22 protein-coding genes are annotated in these 18,737 nt (G+C 72.1%); 9 read left to right on the top strand and 13 right to left on the bottom strand.

Features of this window, described 5'->3' with window-relative positions:
- The first annotated feature begins 16 nt into the window (after positions 1 to 16).
- On the top strand, positions 17 to 733 hold the full coding sequence (gene pyrF / locus ABZS58_RS38885) for an orotidine-5'-phosphate decarboxylase (RefSeq protein WP_354788564.1): 717 nt from the start codon (positions 17 to 19) through the stop codon (positions 731 to 733).
- Positions 734 to 879: 146 nt separating this feature from the next.
- Here the strand turns inward: pyrF and ABZS58_RS38880 are convergent, their stop codons facing one another.
- From ABZS58_RS38880 to ABZS58_RS38865, 4 genes are all read right to left on the bottom strand, one after another.
- Complete coding sequence (locus tag ABZS58_RS38880) at positions 880 to 1,107, bottom strand: hypothetical protein (RefSeq protein WP_354788562.1); 228 nt, start codon at positions 1,105 to 1,107, stop codon at positions 880 to 882.
- Between the two features lie 67 nt (positions 1,108 to 1,174).
- Complete coding sequence (locus ABZS58_RS38875) at positions 1,175 to 1,348, bottom strand: hypothetical protein (RefSeq protein ID WP_354788560.1); 174 nt, start codon at positions 1,346 to 1,348, stop codon at positions 1,175 to 1,177.
- Between the two features lie 34 nt (positions 1,349 to 1,382).
- Entirely contained in the window at positions 1,383 to 1,895 is a 513-nt protein-coding gene (locus ABZS58_RS38870) for an AAA family ATPase (protein ID WP_354788558.1), read from the bottom strand.
- Positions 1,896 to 1,916: 21 nt separating this feature from the next.
- On the bottom strand, positions 1,917 to 2,906 hold the full coding sequence (locus tag ABZS58_RS38865; protein WP_354788556.1) for a hypothetical protein: 990 nt from the start codon (positions 2,904 to 2,906) through the stop codon (positions 1,917 to 1,919).
- Between the two features lie 23 nt (positions 2,907 to 2,929).
- Here ABZS58_RS38865 and ABZS58_RS38860 point away from each other — a divergent pair, with 23 nt between their 5' ends.
- Positions 2,930 to 3,226, top strand: a complete 297-nt coding sequence (locus ABZS58_RS38860; RefSeq protein ID WP_354788554.1) for a hypothetical protein — start codon at positions 2,930 to 2,932, stop codon at positions 3,224 to 3,226.
- Here the strand turns inward: ABZS58_RS38860 and ABZS58_RS38855 are convergent.
- Entirely contained in the window at positions 3,223 to 3,561 is a 339-nt protein-coding gene (locus ABZS58_RS38855; protein ID WP_354788553.1) for a hypothetical protein, read from the bottom strand. The two genes, ABZS58_RS38860 and ABZS58_RS38855, sit on opposite strands and share 4 nt — an antisense overlap.
- Positions 3,562 to 3,781: 220 nt before the next feature.
- A complete protein-coding gene (locus ABZS58_RS38850) occupies positions 3,782 to 6,055 on the bottom strand; it encodes an excinuclease ABC subunit UvrA (protein WP_354788551.1) in 2,274 nt (757 codons plus the stop codon).
- A 93-nt stretch (positions 6,056 to 6,148) separates the two neighbouring features.
- Here ABZS58_RS38850 and ABZS58_RS38845 point away from each other — a divergent pair, with 93 nt between their 5' ends.
- Positions 6,149 to 6,871, top strand: a complete 723-nt coding sequence (locus tag ABZS58_RS38845) for a hypothetical protein (RefSeq protein WP_354788549.1) — start codon at positions 6,149 to 6,151, stop codon at positions 6,869 to 6,871.
- Here ABZS58_RS38845 and ABZS58_RS38840 read toward each other — a convergent pair.
- Positions 6,828 to 7,562: a GNAT family N-acetyltransferase gene (locus ABZS58_RS38840; protein WP_354788548.1), complete on the bottom strand. Its 735-nt coding sequence runs from the start codon at positions 7,560 to 7,562 to the stop codon at positions 6,828 to 6,830. The two genes, ABZS58_RS38845 and ABZS58_RS38840, sit on opposite strands and share 44 nt — an antisense overlap.
- A 71-nt stretch (positions 7,563 to 7,633) precedes the next feature.
- On the opposite strand from ABZS58_RS38840, the gene ABZS58_RS38835 reads away from it, so the two are divergent.
- Together ABZS58_RS38835 and ABZS58_RS38830 are read left to right on the top strand one after the other, a co-directional pair.
- Positions 7,634 to 8,308, top strand: coding sequence for a DUF4184 family protein (locus tag ABZS58_RS38835; protein WP_354788547.1), 675 nt, complete (start codon positions 7,634 to 7,636; stop codon positions 8,306 to 8,308).
- Complete coding sequence (locus tag ABZS58_RS38830) at positions 8,287 to 8,967, top strand: DUF4253 domain-containing protein (protein WP_354788546.1); 681 nt, start codon at positions 8,287 to 8,289, stop codon at positions 8,965 to 8,967. Before ABZS58_RS38835 ends, ABZS58_RS38830 begins: the two co-directional genes overlap by 22 nt.
- Positions 8,968 to 8,991: 24 nt before the next feature.
- Here ABZS58_RS38830 and ABZS58_RS38825 read toward each other — a convergent pair whose 3' ends face one another.
- Positions 8,992 to 9,993 (bottom strand): zinc-binding dehydrogenase, encoded by a 1,002-nt coding sequence (locus ABZS58_RS38825; RefSeq protein WP_354788545.1) that lies wholly within the window; start codon positions 9,991 to 9,993, stop codon positions 8,992 to 8,994.
- A gap of 135 nt (positions 9,994 to 10,128) precedes the next feature.
- On the opposite strand from ABZS58_RS38825, the gene ABZS58_RS38820 reads away from it, so the two are divergent.
- The 3 genes from ABZS58_RS38820 (at position 10,129) to ABZS58_RS38810 (ending at position 14,256) form a co-directional block, all read left to right on the top strand.
- Positions 10,129 to 11,205, top strand: coding sequence for an AI-2E family transporter (locus ABZS58_RS38820; RefSeq protein WP_354788544.1), 1,077 nt, complete (start codon positions 10,129 to 10,131; stop codon positions 11,203 to 11,205).
- A gap of 93 nt (positions 11,206 to 11,298) precedes the next feature.
- Positions 11,299 to 12,798 carry an alkaline phosphatase PhoX gene (locus ABZS58_RS38815; RefSeq protein WP_354788543.1) on the top strand — a complete coding sequence of 500 codons (1,500 nt, stop codon included), beginning with the start codon at positions 11,299 to 11,301 and terminating at the stop codon, positions 12,796 to 12,798.
- A gap of 60 nt (positions 12,799 to 12,858) precedes the next feature.
- Positions 12,859 to 14,256 carry a trehalose-6-phosphate synthase gene (locus tag ABZS58_RS38810; protein WP_354788542.1) on the top strand — a complete coding sequence of 466 codons (1,398 nt, stop codon included), beginning with the start codon at positions 12,859 to 12,861 and terminating at the stop codon, positions 14,254 to 14,256.
- Between the two features lie 154 nt (positions 14,257 to 14,410).
- Here ABZS58_RS38810 and ABZS58_RS38805 read toward each other — a convergent pair whose 3' ends face one another.
- A complete protein-coding gene (locus ABZS58_RS38805) occupies positions 14,411 to 15,703 on the bottom strand; it encodes an HDOD domain-containing protein (RefSeq protein WP_354788540.1) in 1,293 nt (430 codons plus the stop codon).
- Positions 15,704 to 15,733: 30 nt separating this feature from the next.
- Positions 15,734 to 16,216 (bottom strand): GNAT family N-acetyltransferase, encoded by a 483-nt coding sequence (locus ABZS58_RS38800; RefSeq protein ID WP_354788538.1) that lies wholly within the window; start codon positions 16,214 to 16,216, stop codon positions 15,734 to 15,736.
- A 98-nt stretch (positions 16,217 to 16,314) separates the two neighbouring features.
- Between ABZS58_RS38800 and ABZS58_RS38795 the strand changes: the two genes are divergently transcribed.
- A complete protein-coding gene (locus ABZS58_RS38795; RefSeq protein ID WP_354788537.1) occupies positions 16,315 to 16,656 on the top strand; it encodes a VOC family protein in 342 nt (113 codons plus the stop codon).
- A gap of 14 nt (positions 16,657 to 16,670) precedes the next feature.
- On the opposite strand, the gene ABZS58_RS38790 is transcribed toward ABZS58_RS38795, so the two are convergent.
- The 3 genes from ABZS58_RS38790 to ABZS58_RS38780 are packed head-to-tail and all read right to left on the bottom strand — an operon-like array spanning position 16,671 to position 18,548.
- Positions 16,671 to 17,390: a hypothetical protein gene (locus tag ABZS58_RS38790; RefSeq protein WP_354788535.1), complete on the bottom strand. Its 720-nt coding sequence runs from the start codon at positions 17,388 to 17,390 to the stop codon at positions 16,671 to 16,673.
- Positions 17,387 to 18,142 (bottom strand): hypothetical protein, encoded by a 756-nt coding sequence (locus ABZS58_RS38785; RefSeq protein ID WP_354788533.1) that lies wholly within the window; start codon positions 18,140 to 18,142, stop codon positions 17,387 to 17,389. Before ABZS58_RS38785 ends, ABZS58_RS38790 begins: the two co-directional genes overlap by 4 nt.
- Positions 18,069 to 18,548, bottom strand: coding sequence for a helix-turn-helix domain-containing protein (locus tag ABZS58_RS38780; RefSeq protein ID WP_354788531.1), 480 nt, complete (start codon positions 18,546 to 18,548; stop codon positions 18,069 to 18,071). Before ABZS58_RS38780 ends, ABZS58_RS38785 begins: the two co-directional genes overlap by 74 nt.
- Positions 18,549 to 18,737: the final 189 nt, after the last annotated feature.

Here is an 18,737-nt window from a genome sequence, read left to right as displayed (position 1 = left end):
CGACGATCATGCCAGGATGACGGCCATGGATCTGTCCCGTCGTGTCATCGTCGCGCTCGACTTCGACACCGCGGAGGCCGCCGCGGCGGTCGTCGAGCGGCTCGGGGAGGCCGCGCGGTCCTACAAGGTCGGGCTGGAGCTGCTGACGGCGGCCGGTCCGGCGTTGGCCGCCGGGCTCGCGGACGCCGGCAAGGACGTCTTCTTCGACCTGAAGCTCTTCGAGATCCCGTCGTCGGTCGCCGCCGCGGTACGCGCGGCCGGCCGCCACGGCGCGACGATGGTGAGCGTGCACGCGACCGCCGGTGCCAGGATTCTCGAGGCCGCGGTGCGGGCCGCCGCCGAGTTCCCCCGGCTGCGGATCGTCGCCCTGACCGTCGTCACCAGCCTCACCGCGGCGGACCTCGCGGAGGTCGGCGTCGGCGCCACGACCGGGGAGCAGTCGGCGCGCCTCGCGCTGCTTGCCCGGCGCGCGGGCTGCCACGGCGTCGTCGCCGCACCCCACGAGGCGGCCGCGCTGCGCCGGCTGCTCGGCCCCGGCCAGCTGATCGTCACGCCCGGCGTCACGCTGCCCGGCGGGCCCGGGGACACCGACCACGCGCGTCCCGCGCACCCGGTGGCGGCGGTGCGGGCCGGCGCCTCGCACGTCGTCATCGGCCGCGCGCTGACCAGGACCCCGGACCCGGCGGCGGTCCTCGCGGGCATCATCGGCGACCTGCGGGCGGCCTCGGAATGACAGGCTTCTCGCAGGGCGGGTTCCCCGGTCCGCTGACGTCAGATGCCGGCGGAGTCCTCCGGCGGCGCGGGCCCTGAACGCGGCCCGCCCCGACCCGGCTCAGCCGACCTCCGGCGGGTCAGAGCCCGTGGCGCCGCGGTCGCCGCTCACCTGCGCCGGTTGCGTGGATGGTCGCGGGCGGTCCGCTCGTTGCCGTGCCTGTAGTTGCCGGTCAGCCGGGCCATCAGTTCCTGCGGATCCTGGTTGTCCACGTCGACCAGGAAGCGGGCCGCCGCCGCGCCGCGGAGCACCCCCGCGGGCCGGCCGTGGTGCAGCATCTCGATGTCGCCGCTCTTGCGGACACGGTAGGTGAACCCTTCGGGCGCTCCACTCATCCCCGCATCGTGCACAAGCGCGGAGATCTCCACGACCGATTTCAGCCGGCCGACGGCCGGGCGCGGGTCAGAGCGCGTACGGCCGCCACGCGAAACGCGACAGGATCGCCGGGTCGCCGGTGAGGAACCCGGTGACCCCCTTCACGACGTCCTGGATGTCCGACAGGAGCGCCTGCCGCAGGTCGTCGGGCCCGGGGTCCCGCAGCGTGGGCCCGGCCGCCGCGTCAGCTCGAAGCGCCACGCAGCGGCCGCGTCGTCGCCGTCCGGCACGTGGCTCAGCCCTGCCCGACGTAGGCCAGGGCGCGGGCGACGTTGCCGGGGACGTCGTCGACGGCGTCGAGGACGAGGCGCTCGTCGGTCCAGCCGGTGAAGCCCTCCCGGCGGGCCTCGACCGACTCCCAGGTCGGCTCGGCGGCGCCGGCGATGTCGTTGTCGGCGCGTCCGGCGAGGCGGCGGCGGTGCAGGGCCTCGTCGGAGCAGACGACCTCGACGAAGCGCAGCGTGACCTCGTGCCGGGCGGCCAGGTCGCGCCACTGCTGGCGGGCGACCTCCGCGTCGTTGACGGCGTCGACGATGACGGTCTGGCCGAGCCTGAGCATGTTGCCGGCGAGGGCGCCGATGACGACGAACGCGGCGAGGCCCGTCGGCTGGTCCCGGTCGATGCCGGCGGCCCACATCGCGAGCTCGACCGGGTCGACGGGCAGCACCGGCGCCGGCAGCTGGAGACCCAGCTGTGCGGCGATCGTGCTCTTCCCGGTCCCTTGCAGGCCACACATGACGATCAGCACCCAGACAGGGTGCCACAGCCGTCAGCCGAACGGGTCCCAGTGCCCGGCGTACCGCAGTAGCGCAGCGGCCAGTACCGGATGCGACGCCGCCCACACGGAGTCGAACAGGAACCACTGCTGGAAGCCGAACGGCTCGTTGCAGTGCATCGCCAGCTGCGCGAGGTGCTCGTCGCACCGCAGCAGCGACGCCTCGGGGTTCCGGTCGTGGGTCCACTCGCCGACCGCGATCAGCTCGGTGGCCTCACGGTGGACGTCGGCGTGCGCCTCCGGCATGCCGCGCGGCCACGGCGTGTCGTTGAGGTTGAAGCCGGGCCACAGGTTGCACCGGCGCAGCGCCGGCTCGATCGTGTAGTCGCCCGGGGCGACGAGGGCCCGCAGGACGAGCAGCTCCGGCGGCCAGACGGCGTCGTCCGGCGGCGCGGCGCGCAGGTGGCCGGGCAGCGCGGGCAGGTCGATGCCGGGGAACGCGAACGGCGGCTGCCACGCCAGGGTCTCGCCGTCGTAGTGGGTGAGCAGCACCGCGTACGTCGTCGCCTTGCCCGGGCCCGCCGGCGCGACCACCGTCACCGGGCAGTCCGAGACGAACGGCGCCTCCCCGGCCGCGTTCCCGGGCAGCGGCCAGTCGTGCAGAAGGAAGGCGAGCCGGTCGCTCTCCTCGCTCGCACTGTCGACGAAGAAGTAGGCCATCTCGACCTCGTCGTCGTCGGTACGGGCCCGCAGCCCGCGCTCGTCGAAGCGGATGAAGTCGGGGCCGCCCTCGACGTACAGGTGCTCGTGCAGCAGCTCCCGCAGCTCGTCGAGCGTCCCGGGGCGGGACTTCCCGTGCTCCCGCGTCTCCCTGAAGATGGACGCCAGCCCGTACACGCGACCGCCGAGCTGCTCGTCGACCCAGTCGTACGGGTCGCCGCAGTCCCACCCGCCGCGGAACCAGTCCAGCACGCTCATGTCCGGGAACCGCCGGACGCGTTTGCTGAGCGGGCCCTCGTACGGCGACCGGTACACGAACAGCATGGCGGCGACAGTACCGTGCGGGGATGCTGTCGACGCCGTTCACGCGTCTCGCCGGGGTCCGGCACCCGATCGCCCTCGCGCCGATGGGTGGCTCCGCCGGTGGCGCCCTCGCGTGGCGTGGGCGGGAGGACGAGCTCGCCGCCTCTCCCGCAGCGCTGCGGGACTATCAGCAGGACGTGGCCAGCGGCGCCGTCACGCCGCTGCCCGTCTGGGCGGGGGAGGGCGTCGACCTGATCACCGATCTGCCGTCGGCCGCCGACCTCGTGCCCGCGCTGGCCGCCCAGGCCTCAACCGCGCTTTCCCGCGCCGGCCGTTCCTAGGCTGCCACGCCCCACTTGTCGAGGAACTCGCCGGCGGTGAGCTCGTCGAACTGCCGCCGCACGTATCCCAGATAGTCGATGTCGGGCTCGTCCACGGCCGGGCGCAGCGACAGGTCCACCTGGAGCACCGTCTCCCCGGTGTCCCGCCGCGTGACCACCAGAAACCCGTCCAGTGTGGGCGTGGACGGGCTGTCGCCCTGGTCGTCGAAGATCGCGTAGAACGTCGCCGCCGCGAACAACCTCACGGCCGCCCACCGCCCCGCGTTCGGCGGCACCACGATCTCGGCGTCGAGCACCTCACCCGCACGCGCACTGAGATCCAGCTCCACGAACATCCCCCAAGCCCGCCGACCGCCGCACACAGGGTAACCACCACCCGCACACCCGGATCCTGTCCGCGCTGGGCTGTCCGCGTCGGGACATGCCCGGCGCGGCTGTGTCCGTCGCGGCGCTGACCCCGTGCCCGGAGCCCGGAGCCCGGAGCCCGGAGCCCGGCGCGGCGGCAGCGGTTGCACCGCTCGTCGCGACGGCCCCCGGACATCGACCGATCGCCGGCTATGCGCCCACGTAGGCGGCGAGGTGCTCGCCGGTGAGGGTGGAGCGGGCGGCCACCAGGGCGGCGGGCGTGCCTTCGAAGACGAGGCGGCCGCCGTCGTGGCCGGCGCCCGGGCCGAGGTCGATGATCCAGTCGGCGCGGGCCATGACGGCCAGGTGGTGCTCGATGACGATGACGGACTTGCCGGAGTCGACGAGGCGGTCGAGGAGCTTCAGCAGCTGCTCGACGTCGGCGAGGTGCAGGCCCGTCGTGGGCTCGTCCAGGACGTAGACGCCGCCCTTCTCCGCCATGTGGATGGCCAGTTTGAGCCGCTGGCGCTCGCCGCCGGACAGGGTGGTGAGCGGCTGGCCGAGGGTGACATACCCCAGGCCGACGTCGGCCATGCGGTGCAGGATCGCGTGCGCGGGCGCCGACTTCGCGTGGCCGGCGGCGAAGAACGCCTCGGCCTCGGTCACGGACATCGCGAGGACCTCGCTGATGTTCCTGCCGCCGAGCTTGTATTCGAGGACGGCCGCCTGGAAGCGTTTGCCTTCGCATTCCTCGCAGACGGTGGCGACGCCGGCCATCATGGCCAGGTCGGTGTAGATGACGCCGTTGCCGTTGCAGTTGGGGCAGGCGCCGGCCGAGTTGGCGCTGAAGAGGGCGGGCTTCACGCCGTTGGTTTTGGCGAAGGCGGTCCGGATCGGGTCGAGCAGGCCGGTATACGTCGCCGGGTTGCTGCGGCGGGACCCGCGGATCGCGGTCTGGTCGACGGAGACGACGCCGGCGCCCTTGGGCACCGAGCCGTGGATGAGCGAGCTCTTCCCCGACCCCGCGACGCCGGTGACGACGACCAGCACCCCGAGCGGCACGTCGACGCTCACGTCCTGCAGGTTGTGCCGGGTCGCGTTGCGGATCGGCAGCGCACCGGCCGGTTTGCGCGGATCGGACTTCAAGGAAGCCCGGTAGTCGAGGTGGCGCCCGGTGAGCGTCCCGCTGGCCCGCAGCCCGGACACGGTGCCCTCGAAGCAGACGGTGCCGCCCGCGCCGCCCGCGCCGGGGCCCAGGTCGACGACGTGGTCGGCGATCGCGATCGTCTCGGGCTTGTGCTCCACGACGAGGACCGTGTTGCCCTTGTCGCGCAGCCGGACGAGCAGCCCGTTCATCCGCTGGATGTCGTGCGGGTGCAGCCCGACGGTCGGCTCGTCGAAGATGTACGACACGTCGGTCAGGCTCGACCCGAGGTGCCGGATCATCTTCGTGCGCTGCGCCTCGCCGCCGGACAGCGTGCCGGACGGCCGGTCGAGGGACAGATATCCCAGGCCGATCTCCACGAACGAGTCCAGCGTCTGCTGCAGCGTCGCCAGCAGCGGTGCGACCGCCCGGTCCTTGATGCCGCGGACCCAGTCGGCGAGGTCGCTGATCTGCATCGCGCACGCGTCGGCGATGTTGATGCCGTCGATGCGGGAGTCGAGCGCGGCCTTGTTGAGCCGGGTGCCGCCGCACTCGGGGCACGCCGTGAACGTGACGGCCCGCTCCACGAACGCCCGCAGGTGCGGCTGCAGCGCCTCCTTGTCCTTCTGCAGGAACCCCTTCTGCACCCGGGGCACGAGCCCCTCATAGGTCATGTTGATGGAGTCGATCTTGACTTTGACCGGCTCCTTATACAGGAAGTCGTGCATCTCCTGGTCGGTGTAGTCACGGATCGGCTTGTCGGCGTCGACGAACCCGGACGCGGCGAAGATCCGCACCAGCCACCCGTCGACGCTGTAACCCGGGATCGTGATCGCGCCTTCGGACAGCGACTTGTCCCGATCGAACAGCTCGTCGAGGTCGATGTCGTTGTTGGTGCCCATGCCCTCGCAGCGGGGGCACGCGCCGGCGGGCACGTTGAAGCTGTAGTGGGACGACGGTCCCGCGCTCGGCACGCCGAGGCGGCTGAACACGATCCGCAGCATGGCGTTGGCGTCGGTGGCGGTGCCGACCGTGGACCGGGAATTGGCCCCCATCCGCTCCTGGTCGACGATGATCGCCGTGGTGAGCCCTTCGAGCAGGTCGACGTCGGGCCGCCCCTGGCTCGGCATGAACCCCTGCACGAACGCGCTGTAGGTCTCGTTGATGAGCCGCTGCGACTCCGCGGCGATCGTGCCGAACACCAGCGAGCTCTTGCCCGACCCCGACACCCCGGTGAACACCGTCAGACGGCGCTTGGGGATGTCGACGCTGACGTCCTTCAGATTGTTTTCCCGGGCCCCGTGGACCTTGATCAGGTCATGACTGTCTGCGACATGCACCGGGCAACTGTAGAGGACACGTATGACACTTTCGGCCGTTCACGCCGGGGACAGCACCGCCCGGACCATCACGGATGTGGCATCGTTGCGAGGATGTTCGAGGAGATGGTGTGGGACTCGGTGCGCCTCCTGGACGCCCACCACCCGGCGGACGACGACCGGCCGCGGGACTGGTTCGCGGCGCTGTTCGCGTTCCAGCGCGGCCTCGACGGCGGGATCACCTACTTCCAGGACATCGACCTGCTGCTGCGGCGCCGGTTCGTGTACGCGTTCCCGATCGAGCGGCACCCCGACTTCGCGCTGCGGCGGGACTTCTTCGACGGGCTGACGGAGTTCACAGCGTTGCGCACGTTCGACGAGGACGCCGAGGACTTCGACGGCTACGACACCGAGCTCGAGGACGGCTATGTCGTTGCGCCGCTGGTGTACTGCGACGTCGGCACCGACCTGTGGCGGCGGATGGTCGAGGCGGGGCTGCTGACCGGGCCGGACGCCGCCGCACCGCGCCCGGTGGCGCTGATCGACGCGGTCCTCGCCGTGGCCAGGGCCGCCGAGAGCGCCGGTGACGTGCGGCTGATCGCGCTCTGGTACACCCTGGGCAGCGGCATCCTCATGGGCGGCGCACCGACCGTGGAGGAGCTCGGCCGGCTGCCGGCGGTGCGGGAGCTGCGGGACATCGTGCGGCGCACCGGGGCGATGGCGGTGCGGCTGCCGGACGGGCACCGTCCCACCGACGAGCAGGCCGCCGCGCTCGGCGAGTCGTGGTGGTATCTCAGCGTGTCGACGACCGCCACGTCGACGGCGCAGCCGCGGTGAAGCCCAGGGACTCGTACAGTGGCACGCCGAGCCGCGACGCCGTGAGCGTCACCGGCAGCTCCGCCAGCGGCGCGAGGGAGCCGAGCATCACGGCCCGGCCGACGCCACGGGACCGGAACGCGGGCGGGGTCCCGACCCAGTAGTGGCTGCCGAGCCCGTCGTCGACGACCGTGACGCACGCCCCGGCGACCTCGCCGTCGAGCCGCGCGACGTACACCTCGACGCCGGGCTGCTCGATCAGCGCCGCCGGGAAGAGCTCGCCGCCGCGGTGCGGCTCGAAGCGGGTCAGCTCGAACCCGCCGATCACGGCCCGCTCCGCCGCGTGCAGGTCCGTCTCGTCGCGGACCCGGGTCACCGCCATCGCCGGCGCGTCCACCGGGGCGGGCGGGCGCAGCATGACCGGCATCTGCCAGGTGCGCAGGCCGAGATGGGCCAGGTCGGTCGCGCTGAACGGGTCCTCGATGTCCACGGGCCCCGGGGCGCCGCCCGCCAGCTCGGTGATCTCGGCGACCTCACCCGCGTCGAGGCCGGCCCGCTGGATCACGATGCGCAGGCCCGCGCGCTCGTCGCCGGCGACGGCGAGATACCCGGGGCGGCGGATCACCTCGTGGCCACGCGCGACACCGGTCGCGGCCCAGAACGCGGCGGAGTTGCGCGCCTGGCACAGCGGCGCCTCGGCGATGCTCGTCATGGTGGCCATCCTCCCCGAATCTCCACAACGGCGGCACCCGACCCCCACGGGCCGTCGTTAGCGTTGCCCCGGTGCCCCTGACGTTCCCGTCCCACCCCGCCGCCGTGCTGCCGCTGAAGGTGTGGCGGCCACGCTGGTTCGACGGCGTCGCGCTCGTCGCCGGCTCGACGGCACCGGACCTCGCGTACGCGCTGGACGGCTCGGGCCTGCCGGTCTGGCCGCTGTCGCACCAGCTGCCCGGGCTCGTCGTCTGGTGCCTGCCGGTCACCGTCGCCGTCGTGTGGCTGACCCGCCGGGCGGCGCCGGTCCTCGCCGCGCACCTGCCGGGCCTCGCCGCTTTCGGCGCGCTCGGCCGGTGGCCCGCCTGGCCGGTCACCGTGTCGTCGGCGCTGCTCGGTGCCGCCAGCCACCTCGCCCTGGACCGGGTGGAGTTCCTGCTCCCGTGGTCCGAGTACGTCATGCACGCGCTCGGCGCGCTCGGGTTCGCCGCTGTCGTCGCGCACATCGGCCGCCGGCGGCTGCTGCGCTTCTGGCACGGCGACCCGCCACCGCGCAACCGCCGGCCGGTGCTGTTCTGGACCGTCGCCGCCGCCGTCACGCTGCCCCTGGTCGCGGTCACACCGTTCCTGCCCGGTGCGGCGCAGGCCCACACCACCGGCGCGCGGCTGCTGTGCGCGGTCGCCGGGGGCCTCCTCGCCGCGTCGTGGGCGGTATCTTGCCGATCATGGCTTCGCTCCGGCTCCTGATGACGACGGCGGCGGGTGTACCGGTGTGGGGCTTCCCCGCCGGCGACGACGGCCTGCTGTGGTGGCTCCGGCTCCGTGCGCAGCACGCCGGCACCGGGCTGTGGCCGCTGCTGATGCCGGCGGCCGCCCCCGAGGAACTGCATCCGTGCCCGCTTGATGAGGCGGGCCTGCGGTTCGACGGCGCGGCGCTCCTGGCCGACCGCATCGCGTCCCGGCTCAGGATCTACGGCGCGCACGCCGACACCGTCCGCGCCGAACTGCGCGGTGAGGGGGAGTGGCGGGCCCGGCCGGAGCCGCCCGGCTTCGAGGTGGCCCACTACGACGAGGTGGTGGTCGCGCTGGTCCCCGCCGCGGCGCCGTGGCAGGTCCCGCTCGTGCTGCGGCACGGCGGCTGGAACGGGTACCCGTCGCCGGCGGAGCACGCGGCGATCCTGCGGTACTTCCACGCCCGCTACGGCGCCGAGCTGGTCGCGATGACGACGGACAGCGCCGAGTTCACGGTGCGCCACCCGCCGCTGGACCGGCCCGCGGCCCTGAGGCTCGCCATGGAGTACACGGTGTACAACGACGGCGCGTACGACAACTACTTCGCGGACACGCTGACGGACTTGGCCGTCAGCCTCGGCGGGGAGCCGGTGTGGCGCGTCTGGTGGGACTGAACCACCGTTGCGGCTGGCAGGGCGTCACCGGTCGCGGCGTTGAACGGTCAGCACGACCCGGCCGACCTGACCGCCGGCCTCGAACTCGCGCAGCGCCGCCGCGGCGTCCGCCAGCGGGTGGGTCGCGGCGACGTACGGCCGCAGCCGGCCCTCGGCCGCTGCCGCGAACAGTCCACTGAGGACGGTGTTCGCCGGCGGGCCGTCCGCGAACAGGCCGGCGGTGACCGCCCGCCGGCCCGGCGACGCGGCCGTCCACGCGCCGAACCGGTCCCGCAGGGCGGCCTGGTCGACGACCGTGTCCCGCGTCGCGTTGTTGCCGTACGAGACCAGGATCCCCGACGCGTTGAGCTGCTCCCACGAGTCGGCGAGGTTGGGTCCGCCGATGTTGTCGAAGACGGCGTCGGCACCGCCGGGCGCGAGCTGCAGCACCCGCGCGGTGACGTCCTCGGTCCAGTGGTCGACGGGGGCGAAGTCGAGGTCCGTGGTCCCGGCCAGCTGCCGGGTGCTGGAGATGCCGATGACCCGCGCGCCGGCCTGCAGGGCGAGCTGCACCAGCGTCGTGCCGGCCCAGCCGGGCGCGCCGGGCACGACGACGACCTGCCCGGGCCGGACGCCGGCGACGTCGTGCAGCAGATGCGAGGCGAGCACCCCCGGATAGGCCAGGGCGACGGCCTCGACCGGGCCGAGCGTCCCTGGCACCGGCGTGAGCGCGTCGACGGCGACGGTGACGTGCGTGGCCCACGCCCCGCCGGGCACGACGGCGGCGACGCGCCGGCCGACGAGCGAAGGGTCGGCGGCGCCGCCCACCGCGGTCACCACACCGGCCAGGTCGCGGCCGGGCACCATCGGATACGTGCGGCGGTCGAGGCAGGCGCCGCGCCGCATCAGCATGTCGTCGAAGGACATCCCGGCCGCCTCGACCTCGACGAGCGCCTCGTGTGGCGCCGGCCGGGGCACCGGCTTGCGTTGCGCCAGCAGGCCCTCGGGCTCGACGGGACCGGGCAGGACCATCTCGAGGGCGGGCACGCGGTCACCGTACGCGGGCATGACCCGTCCCGGAAGCGCCCTCCAGCGAGACTCCAGCGCGGCTGTAGCGGGCCACGGGGCCGTCGGAGCGACAGCGGTGTGTGCCGCGGAACCCGCTCGGGTACAGAGCCGGCCATGACGCCGGATCGTGGCACGGGAGTTTGGCGGGCACTGCCCTGGTCGCTGCGGTTCGCCGCCGCCGCGGCGGGCTGCGCCCTGGTGGTCGCCGCGGCGGTGTACCTGGCGCTGCGTCTCGCGGTGCTGGTCGCGCCGCTGACCCTCGCGGTGGTCGTCGCGCTGCTGCTCACCGCCCTGCTCCAGCCGGTCACCGATTTCCTGTGCCGCCGTGGCGCACCGCGGGCGGTCGGCGCGCTCGCCGGCGTGTTCGTGCTGCTGGTCGTGCTGGTCGTGCCGGTGCTGCTGATGTGGCAGGCGGTCGCCGCCCAGGCCGGCGAGCTGCCCGACGAGCTCGGCCAGGGCTGGGAGCGCACCCGTGACTGGATCGCGAGCACGTTCGGCGTCAGCGACCGACAGCTCGACGCCGCCGTCGAGCAGGGCGGCGAGCGGGTCCGCAAGGCCGTCGCGCCGAACGCCGCGGCGTACGCGATGGGCGCCGTCGAAGCGTTCGGCTCGGCGGTGCTCGCGCTGATCCTCGTGTTCTTCCTGCTCAAGGACGGCCCGGCGATCGCGGGTCGGGCGCGGGACCGGCTGCCGGAGCACAGCCGCGACCGGTGGAGCGAGGCCGCCGGCAACGGCTGGCGGGCGCTGTCCCGGTATGCGCGCGGCACCGTCGCCGTCGCCGCCATCGATGCCGTCGGTATCGGCGCCGCGCTGTTCATCATCGGCGTCCCCTTGGCGCTGCCGCTGACCGTGCTGACGTTCGTCGCGGCGTTCGTGCCGGTCATCGGCGCGACCGTCGCCGGGGGCGTCGCGACCCTGGTCGCCCTCGCCGCCGGCGGACCGGTCGACGCGCTGCTCGTGCTCGCCGCCGTCATCATCGTCCAGCAGGTCGAGGGCAACGTCCTCGAGCCGCTCATCATGGGCAAGGCGCTGCGCCTGCACCCCGCGGTCGTCCTGGTCGCGGTCACCGCCGGGGCGCTCACCGGCGGGATCGCCGGCGCGGCCGTCGCCGTCCCCCTCACGGCGGTGGTGCATCAGGTCACGCGCACCGCCTTGCGAGGTCGTGGGGACGCTGACGTCAGCTCAGCGTGAGCCGGACGCCCCACGTTTGCCGGATATTCACCGGCGTCTCAGACGCTCATGGATGACCACGTATGTGTTCATCATCCAGGGAGTGATGTGAGCATGACCGTTTCCCGTCGGCAAGTTCTCGCCGGTGGCACCGCGGCAGGGGTCGGTCTGACCGTCGCCGGCGCGTTGCCGAGCCTCGCCGAGCCGGCCGCCGCGCACGAGCCGGGCCGCCCCGGCGGCGGCTCGGGCGGCCGCCCGTTCCCCCCGCTGAAGGACGACCCGAACGGCATCCTCGCGCTGCCCGAGGGCTTCTCCTACACGATCGTCACCCGCGAGGGCAGCACGGAGCTGTCGGGCGGGCAGGGCAAGACGCCCGGCTACCACGACGGCACCGGCGTCGTCGCCGACGGCCACAACCGGCTGACGGTGATCCAGAACCATGAGCTGACCCCGCACCTGTCCGTCTACGGCGTGCCCCACGTCGAAGGCACCGTCTACGACCCGGGCGCGGTCAACTCGGGTGGCTGCACCGTCATCACCACCGACGGCCGCGGCCGCCGGACCGGCGAGTGGGTCGGCATCTCCGGCACCGTCCGCAACTGCGCCGGCGGCGTGACCCCGTGGGGCACGTGGCTGACCTGCGAGGAGACCACCATCAACGCGGGCGCCACCTGGACCGCGGGCGGCCAGACCGGCACGTACCAGAAGAACCACGGCTACGTCTTCGAGGTCTTCCAGAGCGGGTCGAAGCAGCAGCTGCCCAAGCCGATCAAGGCGTTCGGCCGCTACGACCACGAGGCCCTCGCCGTCGACCCTGACCTGCGGCACGTGTACCTGTCGGAGGACGCCAGCGGCCCCAACGGCCTGTTCTACCGGTGGAGCTCCACCGACGGCAAGCGGCTCGGCCCCGGCATCGCCGACACGCTCAGCGACACCGCGGGCAAGCTCGAGGCGATGCAGATCCGCCTCGACGACGGCGGCATCCTGCCCGACGTCGCCTACCTCACCTCCGCGCAGCTCGGCCGGCCGTTCAAGGTGACCTGGATCGAGGTCCCGGACCGGGAGGCGACCACGAAGTCCATCCGCACCCAGTTCGCCGACGGCACCGTCACCCGCGGCAAGAAGTTCGAGGGCGTCTGGAGCACCCGCAAGGGCTGCTACATCGTCAACAGCTTCGCCTTCGGCGCCAACGACCTGCCCGCCGACGCGACCAGGCACGACGGCATGGTCTGGTTCTACAACTACGACGACCAGACCATCACGCTGGTCACCTACTTCCCGCACAACGCGGCCGCCGAGGGCGAGGGCCCGGCGCCGAAGTACGCCGACCTGACCTTCGACGGCCCCGACAACGTCACGGTCACCCCGTGGGGCACCCTCGTGCTCGCCGAGGACGGCGTGCGCGCCTCGCACGTGCTCAGCTCCGTCCCCGGCGGCCCCACCTACGCCATCGCCCGCAACATGCTCAGCAACGGCACGTCCAACGGCGCGCCGACCTACTCGGAGTTCACCGGCCCGACGTTCTCCCCGGACGGCAAGGTCCTGTTCGTCAACATCCAGGTCCCCGGCATCACCCTGGCCATCACGGGCCCGTGGGAGAAGTACCTCGGCTGACCTGCTCCGCGGCGGCCACACCCTTTGGTTTGTCCCGGCGCCGGTGGGTAACCCGGGGGTGTGGCTGACGGATACTCCTTTGTCGTGGTGGCGAACCGGCTGCCCGTCGACCGCACCACCGACGAGCACGGCGAAGCGCAGTGGACCCGCAGCCCGGGCGGGCTGGTCAGCGCCCTCGAGCCGATCGTGCGCGCCTCCGGTGGTGCCTGGGTCGGCTGGACCGGCGCACCCGACGACGACACCGGACCCGCCGCGGTCGACGGGATCCAGCTGCAGCCGGTGCCGCTGAGCTCCGAAGACATCGACCGCTACTACGAGGGCCAGTCCAACTCGACGATCTGGCCCCTGTTCCACGATCTCGTCGAGCCGCCGGTGCACAAGCGGGAATGGCGGCAGGCCTACGAGGCGGTCAACCGTCGCTTCGCCGAGGCCACCGCCGCGGTGGCCGCCGAAGGCGCGGCGGTGTGGGTGCACGACTACCAGCTGCTGCTCGTCCCGGCGATGCTGCGCGCGCTGCGGCCCGACCTGCGCATCGGGTTCTTCCTGCACATCCCGTTTCCGCCGGTGGAGCTGTTCATGCAGCTGCCCCGCCGGGCCGAACTGCTGCGCGGGCTGCTCGGCGCCGACCTGGTCGGGTTCCAGCGGCCCCTCGCCGCGCAGAACTTCCTGCAGCTGACGGCCAGGATCCTCGGCCTCTCGCCGCAGGAGGATTCGGTGGTGTACGAGGACCGCACCGTCGTCGCACGCGCCTTCCCCATCTCGATCGACGTCGCCGAGATCGACCGCATCGCCGCCTCGCCGGGCGCGCAGCGGGAGGCCGACCGGCTGCGCGCCGAGCTCGGCGGCGACCGGCGGCTGCTGCTCGGCGTCGACCGGCTCGACTACACCAAGGGCATCGAGCAGCGCGTCGAGGCGTTCGGCGAGCTGCTCGCCGAGGAGGCCGTCTCCAACGACGAGGTCGTCCTCGTGCAGGTCGCCACCCCCAGCCGGATGCGGGTCGCGCAGTACCAGCAGCTGCGCGAACGCGTCGAACGGGAGGTCGGCCGGATCAACGGCGAGCACGGCGCCGTCGGCAAGGTGCCCGTGCACTACCTCTTCCAGTCCCGCTCGCGCGAGGAGCTCGTGGCCCTCTACCTCGCCACCGACGTCATGCTCGTCACCCCGCTGCGCGACGGCATGAACCTCGTGGCGAAGGAGTTCGTCGCCGCCCGCCGCGACGAGCTCGGCGCCATGGTCCTCAGCGAGTTCACCGGCGCGGCCGCCGAGCTCGACGACGCGTTCCTCGTCAACCCGCACGACGTCGAGGACCTCAAACGCGCCATGGTCGCCGCCCTCGACGCCTCACCCGACGACCGCACCGCCCGGATGCGCCGCATGCGCGCCCACGTCCAGGCCCACGACGTCGACCACTGGGCCCGCGAGTTCCTCGACGCCCTCGGCGTCCCCGTCCACACCTGACGGCTCATGGCCTACGTCAGGAGGTCGCCGAGGCGGACATGGCGCGGACGGCGCCGGCGTCGGCGGCGCCGCGGAGCCGGCGGTCGGCCTCCTTCGGCCGGCCACGGTCGCTGAGGAGCTCGCCGAGGCCGCACATCGCGCAGCCGCGCCGGCCTCAGCGGTCCTGCGCGACGCGGTGCTCTGCGGCGCGGTCCGGGGCGGGCTCGCGCAGTTCGGTGGACAGGTCGGCCAGGGTGGCGTTCGTCCAGCGCACGGCCGCCAGGTAGTGCGCCGCGAGCGCGCCAGGATCGGCGGGCGGGTGCCCGGCGGGTTCCGCGGCCGGCGCGGTGTAGGCGCGGACTGCGGTGAGCACGTCGCCGAGCGGCCCGCTGCCGGTGACGAGCGCGTCGGTCAGGGTCCGGTCCAGGGGCACGCCGTTGAGAATCCGGTCGGTCGGCTCGCCGAACAGGTCCGCGACGGCCGACAGCAGCCCGCCGATGTAGGCGGGCTCGCCGGGCAGCGCCGCGGCCTCGGCCAGCAACTGGCAGCAGCGGGCGCGGATCAGCAACTGGCTCAGCTGCTCCGGATCGGCCTCGGTGATGTCGGCGACGACCATGAGCGTGACCCACTGCCGCAGCCGGGTCAGGCCCAGCGCCACGACCGCGTCGCGGATCGACGACACGGTCCGGTTGAGGCCGAACGACGCCGCGTTCGTGGCGCGCAGCAGCCGCAGGCTGAGGGCCGCGTCCTGGCCGACCGTGGCGACGAGCCCGTCGATGTCGACGTCGTCGGCGCTGAGCGCGGCCATGATCCGCAGCCGGGTGAGGCGCGACGGCGCGAGCGCCACGGCCGAGCTGACGTGCGGGCGGCCCAGGACGTGACCCTGGAAGAACTCGAAGCCCAGCGACATCGCCAGGTCCAGCGCCTCCGGTGTTTCGAGGCGCTCCGCGATGAGCTGCAGGTGCGCGTGCAGCCGGCAGGTGGTGACCGTCGCGCGGACGTCCTCCTCGGCCACGTCCAGCATGTCGATCTTCACGTACGTGGCGACGTCGAGCAGCCGCTCGTGACTGGCGCCGACCACGAAGTCGTCGAGGGCGATGGTGTACCCCTGCTCTGCGAGCGAGGTCACCCCGGCCAGGACGTCCTCGTCGACGTCGGTCGTCTCCAGCACCTCCAGGACCGCCTGGCTGCAGTCGAACGGCAGCGGCAGGTGCCCGGTGAGGAAATCGCGGGTCAGGTTGATGAAGCAGACGTGCCCGTCGGCGATCTCCTCCAGCCCGAACTCCGTGAACGCGGCGACCAGCACCCGGGCGGTGGCGTGCGCGTCGCGGCGGGAGGCGGTGGCGGCGGTCGCCCCGGCGCGGAACAGCAGCTCGTGCGCGATCACGACGCCGTCGCGGTCGTAGATCGGCTGCCGCCCGACGTGGACCACGTGATCGTCGTCAGGCCCTCCCGTTTCCTGGCTCACACGGAAATGATCGCCCGAAAATCACCCCGACTACCGCAAAACGGAGGAATTCGGACCTCGGGTGATCTGCCAGATCCGCTCGCCGTCGACCACCCGATCCGTCGCGACGAGGCCGGCCTTCGCCGCGACCGCCGCCGACGCGTGATGCTCCGGGTGGATGCTCGCGGTGACGGCGTGCACCCCCTGCGCGAACAGCCGGTCCACGAGCGCCGCGGCGGCCTCAGCGGCGTAGCCGCGCCCCTGCCACGGCACGCCGACGACCCAGGCGACCTCGGCGGCGTCGCGGGTCACGGTGGCCTGCACCGTCCCGACCGCAACGCCGTCCTCGGCGCGGCGCATGATCCAGTTCAGCCACACCTCGTCGGGGTCGCCCGGTCCGGCGGTCATCCGCTCGTACCGTCGCCGCAGCTCGAACAGGTCGGCCGGCCGCCCGCCGATGAACTCGTGCAGCTCCTGCGCGCCCAGCACGCCGACCATCACGTCGGCGTCGGCGACGCACAACGGCGTCAGCACGAGCCGCGGTGTCGAGAATCCGCCCCCGGCACCCGTCACATCGCCGCCGCGGGCCACGTCAGTACCGATGAAGACCCCCACAGCGAAGGGAGCGGACAATGAAGATGAGCAGCATCTCGGGCGTGGTCTGCCACGTCAAGGACCTGGACGAGACCGCCGCGTTCTACGAGAAACTGGGCTTCCGCCTCAAGCGCGAGCCGGCCCAGCTGACCGCCTACGTGAACTGGTTCTGGATCACCTTCCGCCCACAGGAGGACGGCGCGGTCACGCACGCCGGCAGCCACCTGTACATCAAGGTGGAAGACATCCAGGCCTTCTACGACGGCGTCCAGGAACTTGGCCTCAAACCCACCACCGCCCCGGCGAAGCGGTCCGGCATGATCGAGTTCGAACTCCCCGACCCCGACGGCTACACCCTGGTCTTCTTCTGGAAGAAGTGACCCACGACCTGCGTTCAGCACGGGCGACCGACGTCACCGAACGCGATGAACTCGTTGGACGGCGGCCCCTGGTCGCAGGGCTCGAAACGAGCGTTGAGCACCCAACGGGCAGGAGCGCCGTCTTCGCCGCGTTGGAGCCAGAGGACCCGCGCCGAAGTCAACGTCTGACCCACCTGGCGGCGGGCCGCCAGCCAGCCCTGGAGGACGGGATCGCTCCACACCGGCAGAGGAAACTGCCGTTCGGAGCCGCAACGGTGCGATCCGCTGCCGATCAGCGCCATGGCGGCCGCCGCAACCTCGTCCAGGGTCTCGGTCACCGGTGCGTTGTTGCGCTTGGCGCATTCTCTGAGATACCCGACATGGGCGGCACCGGCCGGGGCGCCGAGGACCACCCGGCCACTGGACTCCCAGCGGCCGAACTCCACATTCGTTGTCAGTCCCGGAAGATGCTGCATGTCCCTGGGAACCCAGAAGACGATCACGTCGACGATGGCCAGCCAGCGGTCCTCCCACGTGTGGTGGTCGTACTTCAGCGGCTTGCCGTCGCGCGGCTCGGGGACGAATACCACCAGGCGTCCGGCACCGGACCAGGCAGCTTCAATGGCGCTGAGCGCCGCGGGGCGCCACGATGGGACAGTCGTCGTTCGTGGCATGGGACCCGCGATGAACAACGACGCGTCCCATGCGTCGGGCGGTTGTTCGTTGGCGTAGACGACGCTCACCTCGCCCGTCATGGCCGCACCCCGACCCTCTCGCACAACGCTCTCAGTTCAGTCCACCCGGCTTTACGCCGAGACTGCTCCAACAAGTGGCGCACTGTTTCCGTGACGAGAGGCGACAGCCGTACGCGTTGCGGTGCGAGGCGTTCAGCATTGAGCAGCATCCGTAGCGCCTCGGTGTCCTTGTTGAGGTTGCTGAGCGCACGAGCCGTGTCGACGTAGAACGCCGCCTGCCTTGAACGTGACACCGCCGCTATGCCCGTCGGATCGATGTCACGGGCGATCTGGACCGCTGCGCGCGGATCGCCGACGTCGGCATTCATGCTGACTCGCCAAACATCAATGGCGGTGGGCCCGAAGTTCAGCCCAAGTGCCCGGGACTGGCCGGTGACTCGGGAAATTCGCTCCGCCTCTGCGATCGCGGCCTCAGCTGCCGCGGTATCACCGAGCGCCCATTTGGTGAATCCGGTCATCATGTAGAGCTGACCGAGCATCTCCTGGCCATGTGGCCTGCCGGTATGGGGTTCGAGGTCGGTTCTGGCGCGTTCGGCGATCCTGAGCGCACGGGCGTACAACCCGCAGCCACTCGCGGCGTGGGCCTGCGACCATGCTGCAAGGCCGAGCATGACGGGATCCTGCAGATACGTCGCGGCCTGCCGCCCGCGATCTGCGATCATGACGGCCGATGCGGGGTCACCCAGATACCTGATGACGAACGACGCGGTGTCCTGAGCAAGAACGAGCGCTTCGAGCGCCCGGTCTCTCATCACCGAACGCGGCGGCGTGCAGATCGCGCAGGAGCGCTGGAATCAGCTTCGCCGCGCCGGTGTAGTCACATTTGAGTCGGAGATCGATGACGAGGTCGAGCCGCTGCAAGAGAGGCGCAAGCGGCAGTTCTGTCGTGGACGGTGGATCTTCAAGATCTGCCTCGATGGCGGCCTGCAGTATGTGGTAGACAGCAGTTTTCGCCTCGGTCGCCCCATGGTCGGAGCCGATGGCTCCGGTGCCGGTGAGTTCCGCAAGCGGCACATTGAGGGCCTTGGCGAGCGCGGCGAGCATGAAACGGTTGTCCGCGCTGCGCTCACCCCGCTCGAGCCTGCCCCACTGCACGTGGCTGATGCCGGCGAGAGCCGCGGCATGACGGATGGACCAGTTGCGTTGCAGCCGCAGCACCCGTAGCCGTTCACCGATGGGCTCGGTCGCAACTCTAGGTGATCTCACGCCTGCCTCCCAGACACTCTGGTCCTCGCGCGACGAAACCGCCGGAACCACTTGGTAACAGCGTGGAACCTACTCAGGGATAACTTGCATGCACAATCCGCAGTCGGATCTGCATCAGTCATAGCTGTTCTGGTGCGTCCG

This window comes from Dactylosporangium sp. NPDC005555, from assembly GCF_040605635.1.
Classification (GTDB): domain Bacteria; phylum Actinomycetota; class Actinomycetes; order Mycobacteriales; family Micromonosporaceae; genus Dactylosporangium.
This window is presented reverse-complemented; position numbering and strand designations above follow the sequence as displayed.